At 73.2% G+C, this 14,306-nt stretch carries 13 protein-coding genes; 5 read left to right on the forward strand and 8 right to left on the reverse strand.

Features of this window, described 5'->3' with window-relative positions:
- Positions 1 to 2,007 (reverse strand): serine/threonine protein kinase, encoded by a 2,007-nt coding sequence (locus tag B0I32_RS03940; RefSeq protein ID WP_106235028.1) that lies wholly within the window; start codon positions 2,005 to 2,007, stop codon positions 1 to 3.
- A gap of 161 nt (positions 2,008 to 2,168) precedes the next feature.
- On the opposite strand from B0I32_RS03940, the gene B0I32_RS03945 reads away from it, so the two are divergent.
- Positions 2,169 to 2,759, forward strand: a complete 591-nt coding sequence (locus B0I32_RS03945; protein ID WP_245955564.1) for a cysteine hydrolase family protein — start codon at positions 2,169 to 2,171, stop codon at positions 2,757 to 2,759.
- Positions 2,759 to 3,496: an SDR family NAD(P)-dependent oxidoreductase gene (locus tag B0I32_RS03950; protein WP_106235999.1), complete on the forward strand. Its 738-nt coding sequence runs from the start codon at positions 2,759 to 2,761 to the stop codon at positions 3,494 to 3,496. The genes B0I32_RS03945 and B0I32_RS03950 overlap by 1 nt, the downstream gene beginning before the upstream one ends.
- 12 nt (positions 3,497 to 3,508) lie before the next feature.
- Here the strand turns inward: B0I32_RS03950 and B0I32_RS03955 are convergent, their stop codons facing one another.
- Positions 3,509 to 4,792: a serine hydrolase domain-containing protein gene (locus B0I32_RS03955; protein WP_106235030.1), complete on the reverse strand. Its 1,284-nt coding sequence runs from the start codon at positions 4,790 to 4,792 to the stop codon at positions 3,509 to 3,511.
- Positions 4,793 to 4,821: 29 nt separating this feature from the next.
- Between B0I32_RS03955 and B0I32_RS03960 the strand changes: the two genes are divergently transcribed.
- Both B0I32_RS03960 and B0I32_RS03965 read left to right on the forward strand, forming a co-directional pair.
- The gene (locus B0I32_RS03960; RefSeq protein WP_106235032.1) at positions 4,822 to 5,730 is read left to right on the forward strand and encodes a cyclase family protein; all 909 of its coding nucleotides are present in this window, start codon (positions 4,822 to 4,824) and stop codon (positions 5,728 to 5,730) included.
- Positions 5,731 to 5,780: 50 nt separating this feature from the next.
- Positions 5,781 to 6,374 (forward strand): TetR/AcrR family transcriptional regulator, encoded by a 594-nt coding sequence (locus B0I32_RS03965; RefSeq protein ID WP_106235033.1) that lies wholly within the window; start codon positions 5,781 to 5,783, stop codon positions 6,372 to 6,374.
- Here B0I32_RS03965 and B0I32_RS03970 read toward each other — a convergent pair whose 3' ends face one another.
- The 3 genes from B0I32_RS03970 to B0I32_RS03980 are packed head-to-tail and all read right to left on the reverse strand — an operon-like array spanning position 6,375 to position 10,191.
- On the reverse strand, positions 6,375 to 7,889 hold the full coding sequence (locus B0I32_RS03970) for an AMP-binding protein (protein WP_106235035.1): 1,515 nt from the start codon (positions 7,887 to 7,889) through the stop codon (positions 6,375 to 6,377).
- Positions 7,886 to 8,950: an LLM class flavin-dependent oxidoreductase gene (locus B0I32_RS03975; protein WP_106235037.1), complete on the reverse strand. Its 1,065-nt coding sequence runs from the start codon at positions 8,948 to 8,950 to the stop codon at positions 7,886 to 7,888. The genes B0I32_RS03970 and B0I32_RS03975 overlap by 4 nt, the downstream gene beginning before the upstream one ends.
- Positions 8,951 to 9,009: 59 nt before the next feature.
- Positions 9,010 to 10,191 (reverse strand): MFS transporter, encoded by a 1,182-nt coding sequence (locus B0I32_RS03980; protein ID WP_106235039.1) that lies wholly within the window; start codon positions 10,189 to 10,191, stop codon positions 9,010 to 9,012.
- A gap of 73 nt (positions 10,192 to 10,264) precedes the next feature.
- Between B0I32_RS03980 and B0I32_RS03985 the strand changes: the two genes are divergently transcribed.
- Positions 10,265 to 11,290, forward strand: coding sequence for an ROK family transcriptional regulator (locus B0I32_RS03985; RefSeq protein ID WP_219911652.1), 1,026 nt, complete (start codon positions 10,265 to 10,267; stop codon positions 11,288 to 11,290).
- A gap of 124 nt (positions 11,291 to 11,414) precedes the next feature.
- Here the strand turns inward: B0I32_RS03985 and cpt are convergent, their stop codons facing one another.
- The 3 genes from cpt to B0I32_RS04000 form a co-directional block, all read right to left on the reverse strand.
- The gene (cpt, locus tag B0I32_RS03990; protein ID WP_106235042.1) at positions 11,415 to 11,948 is read right to left on the reverse strand and encodes a chloramphenicol phosphotransferase CPT; all 534 of its coding nucleotides are present in this window, start codon (positions 11,946 to 11,948) and stop codon (positions 11,415 to 11,417) included.
- 60 nt (positions 11,949 to 12,008) lie between these two features.
- Complete coding sequence (locus B0I32_RS03995; protein ID WP_245955567.1) at positions 12,009 to 13,061, reverse strand: trypsin-like serine peptidase; 1,053 nt, start codon at positions 13,059 to 13,061, stop codon at positions 12,009 to 12,011.
- Positions 13,062 to 13,171: 110 nt separating this feature from the next.
- On the reverse strand, positions 13,172 to 14,305 hold the full coding sequence (locus B0I32_RS04000; RefSeq protein WP_342751709.1) for a M20 family metallopeptidase: 1,134 nt from the start codon (positions 14,303 to 14,305) through the stop codon (positions 13,172 to 13,174).
- Between the last annotated feature and the right edge of the window lies 1 nt (position 14,306).

Genomic DNA, 14,306 nt, shown 5'->3' on the forward strand with positions numbered 1-14,306 from the left:
TCACTCCTCCGGGAACGGCTCCTCCGTCACGGACCCGACGAACGCCTCCGATTCCCCCTCGGACGGCTCGTCGTCGTCGCGCGGGGACGTCTCCGGTGGGGTGGGCGCGGGCAGCGCGCCCGGAGCCTCCGAGAGCGAAGAGCCGGACGAACCCGACGAGCCGGACGAACCCGACGAGCCGGACGAACCCGATGAGTCCGACGCGCCCGACGAGTTCGACGCGCCCGACGAGTTCGACGCGCCCGAGGAGCCGTCCGGGCCGGACGAGTCGGGCACGTCGGTGCCGCGGGTGCCGACGCCCGGCGCATCGGTGCCGCGCGTGCCGGCGTCGGGTGTGCTGCGGCCCGACGTGGGGCCGGACGTGGGGCCGGAGGTGGGGTCAGGGGTGGGGACGGGCGGGCGGCTCGCGGACGGAGAAGCGCTCGCGGACGTGCTGGTGCTCGGGACCGGGCAGGCGGGACCGTTCACCGCCACCTCGCTCACCTGCGGCCCGTTCCCCGCCGCCGGCTCCGTCATGACCAGGATGCCCAGGTACGCCCGGCCGCCGCACGCCACCTCGCCGGGCTCGTGCCTGACCGCGCTGGTGTAGGCGGTGCCGCCGCGCAGGGTGCGGGTCTCCTGCCGGACGGTCCGGGCCGCCTCGCCGTCCCCGTCGCGCCGCGTGTACGAGATCCGCAGCCGCACCGTCCCCGTCCCGGCCGCCGCGACCGAGATCGAGCCCGTCGTGCCGCTCCAGCTGAGGATGGTCGCGGCGCGCACCGTGGCGGCCGACCCCGAGGCCCCGGTCCCCTGGTCGCGGGTCGGCGGCGCGGGCGGGGAGGTGGCGCCGGTGGGGAGCGGCGGTGTGGTGGCCGTGCGCGTGGGCGCGCGGGTGGGAACGCTCGTGGAGGGGGCGGGGGCGGGGGCGCGGCTGCGGGAGGGGGTTGCGGGGGCGGCCTCGGTCCTGACCTTGGGCGGCGGCATCAGGATGGTCCCCGGCCCCGCGGGCAGCCCGCCGCCGGACAGCATGATCGCGATCACCGTCGTCACCACGGCCGCGCCCGCCACCCACAGCTGCGGCGGTAGCCTGGGCAGGCGCAGCAGCCGGTCGCGCAGGCCGCTCGCGGCGGGGGCGGCGTGATCGGTCCTGGCCAGCGGGAAGCGTAAGGCGAGCAGCGTGGCCAGCTCCGCCAGGTGACGTCGCCCGCGCTTCTCCCAGTCGGGGCCGTAGTTCGCGACCGCGTCCTGTTCGAGCTCCGCCGCGAACTGCCTGGCGGAGGCGTACCTGACCGCCGGGTCCTTGGCCAGCCCCCGCCTGAGCAGGTCGCGCAGCGCGTCCGGCACCACCTCCAGCGGCACCGGCTCCACCAGGTGCTTGTCCCGCAGTGCCGGGACGTCCTGCGCCCCTTCTTCCCCGTCCTTCTCCGCCCGGTAGGGAGGCCGCCCCCTGACCGCCTCGAACAGCACGCACGCCGCCGCGTACACGTCGGCCGGCGGCCCCGCCCGCTCCTGGGTCCACAGCTCGGGCGCCATGTACGCGGGAGTCCCGGCCGGCACGCCCGGCTCCTCGGCGTGCACCACGACGCCGAAGTCGCTCAGCTTGCTGGTGCCGTCGGCCTGGACCAGGACGTTGTCCGGGCTGACGTCCCGGTGCGGCACGCCCCTCTCGTGCGCGGCGGCCAGGGCCAGCAGCGTGCTCTTGAGCACGGCCAGCGCCGCCTCGGGGCTGGTCCGGCCGTGCTCGGCCAGCAGGGTACGCAGTGAGACGCCGTCCACCAGTTCCATGACCACGGCCGCCCTGGTGGCGGTCTCGACGTACTCGTACAGCCGCACCACGTTGGGGTCGTCGATCTCGACGAGCTGGTGGGTGTCCGACCGGAAGCGGTCCATGAACTCGGTGTCCCTGCGAAGGGTGGCGTTCAGGTACTTGATCGCCACGTACGCGCCCGTGGCCTGGTAGGTGGCGAGGAACACGCGGCCGGTGCGGCCGGAGCCGAGCTGGCGTACTTCACGGTAACCAGGAACCAAGTCCTACCCCCAAGGCAGCCGTCTTCGATTCGACGGTCTCACCCGGGGTGCGGGTTGTCACGACCGGAGATATTTCGCCCCACGTGGATGGGAGATGACGCTGAGTGCCGGTGTTATGCTTCCCAAGCAAGCGCTCGGCTAAGAACAGGTGGAGGTCGCCGGTGGGGCGCGTGGCGGTGCTGGTGATGGAGATGCAACGAGGCGTCGTCGGCGATCTGACGAAATTTCCGGATCTGGTGGAGGCGTGCGCGCGCCGCGACGTGATCGCCAACGCGGCCCTCGTCCTCCGGGCGGCCAGGCGGGCCGAGATCCCGGTGATCCACTGCACCGCCGCCTTCCGGCCCGACCGGGCCGGCTCCCACACCGCCAACTGCCCGTTCATCGTCGCCCTGCTCAAGGATCCCGAGCACATGCTGGAGGGTACGGGCGCCGTCGAGGTCCTGCCCGAGCTGCGCGAGACCGGCGACCTGGAGAACCGCCGGCACCACGGCTTCTCCCCGTTCACTGGCACCTCGCTCGACATGACGCTGCGCTCCCTCGGCGTCTCGTCCGTGGTCGCGCTCGGCGTCTCGCTCAACCTGGGCATCCCCGGGCTGGCGCTGGAGGCGGTCAACCTGGGCTACCGGGTGACGGTGGTCACCGACGCGGTCGCGGGCATCCCCGACGACTACGCGCGGGCCGTGCTGAAGCACACGGTCAGCCTGCTCGCCACCCGCGCCACCGCCGCCGGCCTGGTGGAGGCGTGGCGGTGATGGACGGGCTGCGCCTGGACGGGCGTACGGCGGTGGTGACCGGGGCGGCGGGCGCGATCGGCGCGGCCATCGCGACCGACCTGGCCGCGCTCGGGGCGCGGGTCGTCGTGGCGGACGTGGACCTGCCCGGCGCCGCGAAGGTCGCGGCCACCCTCCCCGGCGCCGAGGCGCTGCCGGTGGACCTGGCGTCGGCGGCGGCGGTGACGGAGTTCGCCGGCGCGGTGGGGCGGGCGGACATCCTGGTGCACAACGCCGGGGTGTCGATCGTGCAGCCGTTCGTCGAGAGCGATCCGGCGGGCTGGGACCTCATGTGGCAGGTCAACCTGCGCGGGCCGATGCTGCTGACCAAGCTGCTGCTGCCCGGCATGCTGGAGCGGGGATGGGGACGGCTGGTGTTCATCTCCTCCGACGGGGCCAGGGCCGGCTCGGGCGGGGAGGGCGCGTACGCGGCGACCAAGGCCGGCCTCTTCGGCCTGGCCAAGACGCTGGCCCGCGAGGCCGCCAGAGCCCACGTCACCGCGAACGTGGTCTGCCCCGGCCCGACCGACACCCCCATGCTGCGCCGGGTGTCAGAGACCGAGCCGGGACTGGTCGACAAGATCGCCAGGGGCATCCCGCTGCGCCGCCTCGGCGCTCCCGCCGACGTGGCGGGCCTGGTCGCCTACCTCTGTACGGAACGCGCCGCGTACATCACCGGGCAGACCCTGTCGGTGAGCGGCGGCGTGACCATGCACTGAACGTCCATGCGCTCACAACGAGTCGTAGACCGACTGCACCAGGCGCAGGGCGCGCAGGTTGCCGGAGACCGCGTCGGCCATCCGGTTCATCACGTACCCGATGGCCAGGCCGCGCCCGGGATCGCCCCAGCCGATGGAGCCGCCCATCCCCGAATGCCCGAACGCGGTCGGCGACGGCGTCGGGAACGTGAGCGACGGCCGCATGAAGCCGAGCCCGAACGAGGTGTCCAGCAGCAGCACCCGGTCGGGGCCGTTCACCCGCGGCCGCAGGGCCTCGGTCAGCGTCTCCTGGCGCAGCAGGTCGCCGGAGATCAGCGCGCGGTAGAACCCGGCCAGCCCTCTGGCGGTGGTCACGACGCCGGCCGCGGGCCAGCCGGCGCGCAGGATCACCGGGTTGTTCGCGCCGCCCTTGAGCAGGTGCATGCCGGGGTTGCCGAGCGCCCGGTTCATCAGGCTGTGCGGGTCCAGCGCCGCCTGCACCATCCGCGCCAGCACGTCGTCCGGCCGCCCGCCGGCCTGGCCTTCCGTGGCGCCGGTTCCCGCGCCCGACGGGGCTCCCGTGGTGCCGGGCCGTTCGCCCGCCGGGGTCTCGGCAGCGCCGGGCCGTTCGCCCGCCGGGTTGTCCGCAGCGCTGGTCCGTTCGCCCGCCGGGGTCTCCGTGACGTCGGGGCGTTCGCGGGCCTTGAGCCGCGCCGTGCGGGCGATCACCTCCTCCGGCGCCCCCACCCACAGCTCCAGGTCCAGGGGGCCGGCGATCTCGGCGGCGACCAGCTCGCCCACCGACTTGCCCGTCACCCGCCTGATCACCTCGCCCACCAGGAACCCGTACGTCAGCGCGTGGTACCCGTGCGCCGAGCCCGGCTCCCACAGCGGCTCCTGGCCGGCCAGCCGGGCCGCGATGGCCGGCTGGTCCTCGAACTCCTCCACCGGCACCGGCTCCGCCACCACCGGCAGCCCGGCCTGGTGGCTGAGCAGGTGCTCGACGGTGACCGCCTCCTTGCCGCCCGCCGCGAACTCCGGCCAGTACGCGGCCACCGGCGCCCGTACGTCCACCAGCCCCTGCTCCACCAGCCGGAGCAGCACGGCGGCGGTGAGCGCCTTGGTGCAGGAGTAGGCGAAGGCGGGGGTGTCCCGCTCCCAGGCCCGGCCGGTGTGCCGGTCGGCCACGCCGTCCCACAGGTCCACGACCGGCTCGCCGTTCAGATAGACGGCGAAGGCGGCGCCCAGCTCCTCGCCGTCGGCGAAGTTCCGCTCGAAGACCTCGCGTACGCGGGAGAACCGAGGATCGCAGTGCATCAGACCTCCGCCAGGAAGGAAGTGCTTACTTGGCTGCCGAGCCTAACAACTGGGGACGATTCGGCCCAGACGATCAGCGGGGGACCCTCAACCTCCTCACTCCGGCCGTCGTCCTGGACGCCCTGCGCAGCGCCACCACCGGCGAGGTGCTGAGCCTGGCCATGCCGATCAGGGGCGCCACCTCCTCACCGGCCCCGCAGAGCGTCCCGCACCTGCCGGGCCGCCCCCTGCCGCAGCACTTCATGTCCGTGGACGGCGGCGACTACGCGGCCGGCGCCCGGCCGATCGGCGCGGGCCTGCGGGTGGCCGACGACGCCCTGGTCGTCACCGGACACGGCACGACGACTCATATGGACGCGCTGTGCCACATGTGGTCCGGCGACGAGCTCTACAACGGTCATCCGGCGGCCAGGGTCCGCTCCTACGGCGCCACCCGGTGCGGCATCGAGCACGTGGGCGGGGTAGTGGCCAGGGGAGTGCTGTACGACCTGCCCGGCAGGCTCGGCCTCGACCACCTGCCCGTGGGCTACCGGGTCGAGGCGGACCTGCTGGCGGAGATCGCCACGCCGGCGCCGGGGGACGTGGCGGTCGTCCGTACCGGATGGCCGGTGGTGTGGCAGCGCTCGCGCGAGGAGTACTGGTCGGGTCAGCCGGGACTGTCGGCGGACGCGGGCCGCTGGCTGGCGGCGCACGACGTCGCGGCGGTCGCCTCCGACAACGCCGCCATCGGCGGGCTGAACGCGCGCGGCCTGGCCGACGAGCCGATCGAGGACGACCTGCACCTGATCCTGCTGCACCGGCACGGCATCCATCTGATCGAGATGCTCTGGCTGGAGGAGCTGGCCGCGGCGGGGCGCACCACGTTCGTGTTCGTGGCGGCGCCGCTGCGGATCGAGGGCGGCACGGGCAGCCCGCTCACCCCGCTCGCCATCCTCTGATCGCCGGCGGAAGTGGACGTGCGGGGCCCCGCCCCGGAGAATGCGGGACCATGAGCGACCGACCGGGCCTGCGCGAACGTAAGAAGGCCAAGACCAGGGCGTTGATCCAGAAGGAGGCGCTGCGGCTCTTCCGCGAGCAGGGATACGCCGCCACGACGGTCGAGCAGATCGCGGACGCGGCGGAGGTGGCGCCCAGCACCGTCTTCCGCTATTTCGCCACGAAAGAGGATCTGGTGATGGTCGACCAGTTCCCGCCGCTCATGGAGGCGCTCGACGCGGTGCCGCCCGGCGCCGGTCCCGTCGCGGCCGTGCGGATGGCGATGGCGGCGGTGATCGAGGCGCAGACGCCGCAGGAGCGCGCCGACAGCCTGGAACGGGAGCGGCTGATGTTCTCGGTGCCCGAGCTGTGGGCGTCGAGCATGGAGAACGTCACCGGCGTGATCAACACGCTGCGGGAACGGCTGGCGGCCCGCGAGGGGCGCGACCCGGACGATCCGGAGCTGCGCAACGTGACCGGGGCGATCATCGGGGTGATGCTCGCCCTCTGGTTCGAGTGGGTGAAGGACCCCGAGACGGACGCGCCGGCCCAGCTCGACCGGGCGCTGCGGCACCTGGAGGCGGGGCTGCCGCTGCCCAGGGGCTGATCAGGCGTTTCCCGGATAGCCACCGCCGCCGTGGGCCGCGTCCAGGGCGTCGTAGTCGGGGGTGAAGCCGCGTTTGGGGATGCTGTCCACAAAGGTCACGTGCCTGGGCTTCTTGTACGACGCCAGCAGCGTGCGTACGTGCTCGATCAGGTCGTCGGCGGTGACCCCGCCCGTGACCCCGCCCGCGGCGTCCGGGCGCAGGGCGACGACGGCCTTGACCGCCTGCTGCCAGCCGGGGTCGGGGACGCCGATGACGGCGGCGTCGGCGACGGCCGGGTGCGTCTTGAGCGCCCGTTCCACCTCGGCCGGGTAGACGTTCTCGGCGCCCGACTTGATCATGCGCAGCTTGGGGCCGATGAAGGTGAGGGTGCCGTCGGGTTCGCGGCGGCCGAGGTCGCCGGTGTGATGCCAGCCGTACGCCGTCTTTTCTGCATTTAAGTCTGGCCGGGCGAAATATCCGGAAAAGAGGGTCTTGCCGCGGGCGCAGATCTCCCCGACCTCCCCCGCCGGCACCTCCGTGCCGTCCGGAGCCAGCAGCCGCACCTGCACCAGCGGCGACGGCCGCCCCGCGAACCCGGCCCCGCCCTCCGCCAGCCCCAAAAACGTGAGCATGCCGCCCACCTCGGTCTGCCCGTACCCGCCCATCTTGGAGCGGCACCACGGCGAGTCGTCCACGGTGATCATGTCGTCCCACTCGGCGGAGTGGGAGACGAAGCGCAGCGAGGACAGGTCGTACTTGCCGCCCGCGTTCGCCTTCGCCACCGCGTCGATCATCGGCCCGAACAGGAACGCCTGCGTCACCCGCTCCGCGTCGATCAGCCGGCAGACCTCCTCGGGGTCGAAGGCGGGGGTGAAAACGTTCGTGCCGCCGATCTGGAACGTGGCCAGGCAGAACATCATCGTGCCGACGTGGAAGAGCGGCCCGTCGTTGAGGAAGGTGAAGCCTGGCTCCATCCGCCGGACGACCAGCAGGGACGTGGCGTGCGCGACGAGCGCGGCGCTGCTCAGCAGGGCGGCGCTGGGCCGGCCGGCGAAGGCGGCGGTGTAGAGGGCGAGGACGGGCTCGGCGTCGTCCACCGGGCCGAACTCGCGCACGGGCGCCTCCGCGACGGCCCGCTCGTACTCATCGCCCGCCTGGAGCCACGTCCCCGCGCCGGCGGCGCGCAGGGACGTGGTGGCCTCCGACGGCTCGAACACGACGACGGCCGGGGTCAGGTCGTCGAGCACGAAACGCAGCTCGTCCGGCGACTGCCGCCAGTTGGCCGGGCAGAACACGGCGCCCAGCCGCGAGCAGGCCAGCAGCAGCTCCAGCACGGCGTGCGCGTTCTGTCCCAGCCACACCACCCGGTCGCCGGTCGAGACGCCGGCGCCGGCCAGCGCCGCCGCCAGCCGGGTCACCCGCAGGTCCAGCTCGGCGTAAGTGTGGCGGAGCTCGCCGTCCACGGTGGCGGTCACGCCGGGGCGGCTGCGGGCGTGGTCGGCGAGGACGTCGGACAGCGACAGGCTGTGGATCATCGTCGGTCTCCAAAAGCCGGCATGACTTCGGTCGCGAAGAAGCGCATAACCCGCTTCATCTCCTCCAGCGGCATCGGCCTGGTGCTGCCGAAGTCGCACAGGAGGTTGCTGAACCCGGCGTCCCTGAGCAGCGAGATCTGCTCGATCACCCGTGCCGGGTCGCCGATCACCTCCAACTGCTCCCAGCGGAACTCGGTCGAGACCGAGCCGCCCTTGAGGTAGCGGTCCTGGTAGTACTCGAAGCCCTGCGCGGCCCGGCCGGTCCTCGGGTCTATCGGGGCGCTGCGCTCGTTGAAGATGCGCGAGCGGTCGAACGACGCCTCGAACCGCTCCTGGTCGGCGCGGGCCTGTTCGAGGGTGGGGGCGACGTACACGCTGCGGGCCACCACGAGGTCGGCCCGCTCCTGGTGTCCCGCCCGCGCGGCCGTCTCCCGCCAGGTCTCGGCCGCCTTGACGACCTTCCTGAACGGCGCCGCTGGGTCGGCCAGGATGGGCAGGCCGCGCTCGGCGTACATGGTGACGGTCTCGGGCGAGACGGCCGCCACGTGCAGCGGCGGATGCGGGCTCTGCAGCGGCCTGGGCACCAGCGACACCTCGGCCCCGGTCTTGTAGAACTTCCCCTCGTGCTGGTACGAGTCCTGCGTCCAGAGCCCGACGATCACCTCCAGCGCCTCGTTGAACCGGTCCCGCGCCTCGGCCAGGTCGATGCCGAACCCCTCGAACTCGAAGCTCTGGTATCCCCGCCCGATCCCCAGCTCCAACCGCCCGCCGGACAGCACGTCCACCAGCGCGGCCTCCTCGGCGACGTGGACCGGATCGTGCAGCGGCAGGACCACGATGCCGGTGCCGAGCCGCAGGTCGGTGGTGCGGGCGGCGGCGTGGGCGAGCATGGTGAACAGGTTGGGGACGACGCCGTAGTCGCGAAAGTGGTGCTCGGCCAGCCGTACCCCGTCGAACCCCAGCTCCTCGGCCAGCTCGATGAGCTCCAGGTGGTAGTCGTAGACGTCCTTGAAGCTCTGTCCGTCGAAGCGGTGGAAGAGGTGGAAGGTCGAGAACTTCATGCGGCGGCCTCTCGCTAAACCAAGCGCTCGCTTGGGAGCGTACCACGCGACGGTTCTGATCAGTCCCGCGCGCCCGCGAATTGCTCGTCACGGACGGGCGCCGGGGCAGTGGTGGAAGAGGAGGGCCGCACGGCCGGGGCCAGCAGCGTCAGCAGCACCACCACGCCGGTGATCACGGCGAAGGCCGCGGGATAGGACAGCCCGCCCGCCACCCACCCCGTCACCGCGGGGGCGACGAGCCCCGAGAGGTACGTGATCGTGGCCACCCCCGCCACCCCCTCGCCCGGCGTCGCGCTCTTGTTGCCCGCCGCCGCGATCGCCAGCGGCACGATCACCGCGACGCCGAGGCCGAGCAGCGCGAAGCCGGTGACGGCGAGGGCGGGCGTGCGGGACAGGACCACGATCAGGCCCCCGAGCGCCGCCACCGCCCCGCTGACCCGCACGGTCCGCACCGGGCCGAGCAGGCGGATGACGCGGTCGCCGAGCAGGCGGGTGCCGGCCATGCAGAACATGAAGACCGTGTAGCCGGCGGCGCCCACTCCGGGCCCCGCGTCCGTGACGGCGGTGATGTAGACGGCCGACCAGTTCGCGCTGGCTCCTTCGGCGAAGGTGGCGCAGAAGCCGACGACGCCGATGAGGGCGATCGCGCGGGCGGGCAGCGCGAAGCGGCGCGGCGCGGGGCCGGTGGCCGGGCCGCGCTCGTCGGCGAGCAGGCCGCGGCCGGTACGGGCGCCGATCAGGACCAGGACGGCGGCGATCGCCGCGAGGTGCGCGCGGGCGTCGACGCCGGCCTGCGCGGCCAAGGCGCCGAGACCGGCCGCGGCCAGGCTGCCGACGGCCCACATGCCGTGCAGTCCGGACATGATCGGCCGGCCGAGGCGGCGTTCGAGGACGACGGCGTGGGCGTTCATGGTGACGTCCGACATGCCCGCCGCGGCGCCGAACAGCAGGAAGGCGACGAACAGGCCGGGGGTCGAGGGGGAGAGGGCGGGCAGTGCGAGGGCCGCGCACCACAGGGCGATGAGTAAGCGGGTCGCGGTGCGGGAGCCGATCCGGTACGCCAGACGGCCGGCCATGGGCATGCCGACGAAGGCGCCGATCGGCGTGCACAGGAGCACCAGGCCGAGGACGCGGGGGTCGAGGCCGAAGTGCTCCTGCAGCCAGGGGATGCGGGTGGACAGGCTGCCGGCCACGGCTCCGTGGACGAGGAAGACCGAGGCGATGGCGCGATGAGGGCTCATGCGCTGAAAACTATCAGGCAGGGTTCCTGATGAAAAGAGCTTTCAGGCAGGGTTCCTGATTATTATGGGAAGCATGAAGACCGCGACCCCTTCCACGGCCCGGGCCATCAATGACCGGCTGGCGCTCGACCTGCTGCTGGAGCGGGGCCCGCTGAGCGCTCCCCAGCTCCGCTCACTGACGGGGCTGTCCAGGCCCACCGTGTCCGACCTGATCGAGCGGCTCATCGACAGCGGCCTGGTCGAGGTCGCGGGGGAGTCGGGGGAGGACAGGCGCGGGCCCAACGCGCGGATCTACGGGCTGGTGGCCGGCCGGGCCCACGTCGCGGGGGTGGACCTGCGGCGCGACACCGTCCACGTCACCGTCGCCGACCTCACCGGCCGCACCGTCGGCTCGGCCGGCCGGCCGATCGGCGGTGATCTCGTGGATCTCGTCGAAGGCGTCCTGGGCGAGGCGGCGGGGCGGCGGAGCCTCGACACCGTCGTGGTCGGGGCGCCGGGCCTGGTCGCGCCGCGCGAGGGCGAGCTGGTGTCGTCCAACGACGTGCCGGGGTGGCGATCAGGGCTGGTGGCGTCCTGGCGGGAGCGGCTCGGCGTCCCGGTGGTGCTGGAGAACGAGGTCAACCTGGCCGCCGTGGCCGAAGCGCGGGGCGGGGTGGCGCAGAACGCCGAGGACTTCGTGCTGCTCTGGCTGGGCGACGGGGTCGGGGCGGCGGTCGTGCTCGGCGGGCGGTTGCGCCGGGGGGCGTCGGGAGGGGCGGGCGAGATCGGGTACCTGGAGGTGGACGGGACCGCGTTCTGCAACCTGGTGACCTCGGCCGTCGCGCGCGGCCTGGCCCGTACGGAGTTCGCGGCCCGCATCGCCAAGGGCGCCGCCGCCTTCGTCTCGCTGCTCGACCCCGGGCTCGTCGTGCTCGGCGGCGAGTGCGGGCGTGACGGGGGCGAGGAACTGGCCGAGGAGGTGGCCGCCCGGCTGCGCGACCTGGCGCCCGCTCCGACCGAGGTGCGCGCCAGCACGGTCGCGGGCGATCCGGTGCTCCAGGGCGCCGTGCTGACGGCCCTCGACCTGACCCGCGACCGCGTCTTCGGCGTCTCCGCCTGACGGCTCCCGCCTGACGGCTCCCGCTGTCAGGCCCGTGACGGCGCGGTGTCGCGTGAACAGGCGGAGCGGCGTCGCGGGAACGGGCGGAGCGGCGGCGGCGCGAACGGCCTGGGCCGGGGATCCTCTACCGGGTCCTGGCGGCGATGGCCCGCGCGCACTCCAGAGCCTCGGTGCGGCTGGTGTCCACCTCCAAGTCGTAGTGCACGCCCTCGTGCACCACCTCGGCCTGCTGCGCGGCCATCCCGCGGACCCGGTCACCACGCGCGATCTCCCGGCCCGCCGCGACCGCGACGTCGCACCGGACACCCACCCACAGCACCTCCAGCCCGGTGAGGACGTCCTCCCACCGCTGCTGGGAGGACGGCCCGCCGAGGAAGACGTCGTCGATGACGATCCGGGCGCCCGCGCGGGCCATCGCGGCGATGCCCGCCCGCCAGGCCGCCTCCAGCCGCATGAACTCCGGCCCGACGCTCACCCCGCCGTCAGGGGCGAATTCGATGCCCGCCGCCGAGCCCTCCATGGACGCCGGCATCGACTCGACGAAGGAGTCGACGCCGGCGGCCAGCCACGGCTCCGGCAGGATCGCCTGGAGACAGCGGGTGATGCCCGACTTGCCGGAACTGGAGCCGCCGTTGAGCACGATCACTTGAACAGTCACCGCCCCACCCTAGAAGCCGGGCACATGCCACCGGCAACTCCTTTTCCGCTGGTTAAGGCCCTATCGGGTGATGACGCCGGTCCAGTTCAGGGTGGCGCGCCGCCAGACCTGAGCCGCCTCCGTGCCGAAGTACGGCGACACCCCGGTGTCGTACCGGCCGTCGCCGTCGGTGTCGGAGACGCTGATCGTGACGCCGCTCAGCAGACCGAGGCCGCTGTCCGCCGCGTAGCCGGTCAGCCACGCCGACCCGATCGAGCCCCCACCGGTGAACGGGGACTCCGCGCCGACTGGCTGGTCCATCCGCGGAAGGCCCACCGACGCCGCGAACGTGGCCCCCGCCGACCGTTCGAGGGTCGCGCCCGAGTACGGACGGGTGCCGTCGGGATGAGCCCCGGCGGGGAAGCCGAGGACGTCGACCGGCGGCCCGACCGGCTGGTTGTAGGCGAAGCCCTGCCCGCCCACGACGTCGAGCAGCCGGCCGACGTTCGTGAACGCGCCGGGCGAGGAGGAGACGACGCCCTGGTACACGTTGGCGAAGGCGTAGTCGCGGTCGTAGTCGCGGACGTCGTCGAAGGGGTAGGGGGCGGTGCCCAGCTTGCCCACGTACAGGCCGAAGGGGGCCGTGCCGGCGGCGTGGCCGGGGACGAAGACCCACTTGCCGAGCGCGCCCATCGGCGCCTCGACGTCGAACACGCAGTGGCCGGCGGTCGCGACGAGGTTGCGGTACTGGCCCTGCACGGCCGTGCCGGTGCACCAGTGGGGCTCGTTGTCGCTGCCGATGAAGTACACCTTGCCCGAGGGCGTGGGCGCCGTCCCGTCAGGGGCCGCGGGCCCGCCCGCCGCCACCGGAGGGAAGGAGCCCGGCTTCCCGTCGGGGACGATCTCCGCGGTCGAGCGCTCCGCGGCCATCTCGGTGTGCACGGTGTACGGGGTGGCGGCGCGCAGGTTGGCGCCGTCGTCGGCGAGCCAGAACTGCGCGACCTGCCGCGCCGTCTCGGAGGTGTCGGCCAGCTTCACCGTGGCCACCTCCACGGCCGCCCAGGCCGGTGCGGTGACGACGCCGCTACTCAGAGTGGCCAGACCGACGCCTAACGCGATCAGTGCACGCCTCAAATCGGATCTCCCGTCGAATCGGGGGCCGCGGATCAGTGGCCCCAGGTGGACGGCAAGATCGTAACCCGGGAGGCGCCATGATCCTAGAGAAATTGGATCACATGTTCGACTCACGCCAAGGCCGAGAGCAGGCCGATGGTCAGGGCCGTACGTTCCGGGATGTGCTCCACCAGCACGTGCTCGTGCCGGGCGTGCGCGCCGTCGCCCACGGCGCCCATGCCGTCGAGGACCGGGCGGCCGAGCGCGGAGACGAAGTTCCCGTCACTGGCCCCGCCGACGGCGACCTCGTCCACCAGCCAGCCGAACCCGGCCGCCACCTCCTGGGTCTCCTTGAACAGCCGCTGCGAGGCGGGGTTGGGCGTCATCGGCGGGCGGTTCCACTCGCCGGTGGCCGAGATGGTGACGCGGGGGTCGGAGACCCGCAGGTCGGCGAAGAGGTCGTCGATGCGGCCCATCTCCGCCGGATCGGTCACCCGCACGTCCACGCCACACGTCGCCCGCCCGGCCGAGACGTTGCGGCCGGTGCCGCCGCTGATCAGGCCGACGTTCACGGTGGTGCCGCGCTCGCGGGAGCCGGCCCGGGCCAGCGTGGTGACGATCTCGGCCAGGGCGTGGATCGCGCTCGCCCCCGCGTACGGGTCGAGCCCGGCGTGCGCCTCGATCCCGGTCACGCTCACGTTGAACAGCCCCACGCCCTTGCGCGCCGTCTTGAGCGCCCCGTCCATGGACGCCTCGAACACCAGCGTGGCCAGGGCGTCCTCGCTGGCCGCCTCGATGTGCTCGCGCGAGGACGGGCTGCCGATCTCCTCGTCGCCGGTGAACAGGAACCGCACGCTCGGATGCGGCAGCCCCAGCTCGCGCAGGCCGCGCAGCGCCCAGACGGACTGCACGAGCCCGGTCTTCATGTCGAACACGCCCGGCCCGGTCGCCTTGCCGTCCACGACCGCGAACGGCCAGCCGCTCAGCGTGCCGATCGGCCAGACGGTGTCGTAGTGGCTGAGCATGAGCACGGTGCCGGGGGCGGTGCCCTGGTAGGTCAGCTCCAGGATGTCGCCGTGCTGGCCGCCCTCGTGCAGGATCTCGTCGTCCGGCGTGCCGAGGTGACCGACCGTCCGGGAACGGATCTCCCGTAGCCCTTTGACCAGCATCGCCTTGTCGTAGCTGTGGGTCTCCAGCTCGACCACGGCCCTGAGGTCGTCGAGCATGGCCGGCAGGGCCTGCCGGGTCCAGTCGGTGATCAGCACG

The sequence above is a fragment of the Nonomuraea fuscirosea genome (genome assembly GCF_003001935.1).
Classification (GTDB): Bacteria; Actinomycetota; Actinomycetes; order Streptosporangiales; family Streptosporangiaceae; genus Nonomuraea; species Nonomuraea fuscirosea.

What these genes read in the sequence shown, in the direction of transcription:
- B0I32_RS03980 (WP_106235039.1), bottom strand. Translation starts at nt 10,191, where the DNA reads ATGAGCCCTCATCGCGCCATCGCCTCGGTCTTCCTCGTCCACGGAGCC.
- B0I32_RS03950 (WP_106235999.1), top strand. Translation starts at nt 2,759, where the DNA reads ATGGACGGGCTGCGCCTGGACGGGCGTACGGCGGTGGTGACCGGGGCG.
- B0I32_RS03970 (WP_106235035.1), bottom strand. Translation starts at nt 7,889, where the DNA reads ATGATCCACAGCCTGTCGCTGTCCGACGTCCTCGCCGACCACGCCCGC.
- B0I32_RS03965 (WP_106235033.1), top strand. Translation starts at nt 5,781, where the DNA reads ATGAGCGACCGACCGGGCCTGCGCGAACGTAAGAAGGCCAAGACCAGG.
- B0I32_RS03975 (WP_106235037.1), bottom strand. Translation starts at nt 8,950, where the DNA reads ATGAAGTTCTCGACCTTCCACCTCTTCCACCGCTTCGACGGACAGAGC.
- B0I32_RS03955 (WP_106235030.1), bottom strand. Translation starts at nt 4,792, where the DNA reads ATGCACTGCGATCCTCGGTTCTCCCGCGTACGCGAGGTCTTCGAGCGG.
- B0I32_RS03985 (WP_219911652.1), top strand. Translation starts at nt 10,265, where the DNA reads ATGAAGACCGCGACCCCTTCCACGGCCCGGGCCATCAATGACCGGCTG.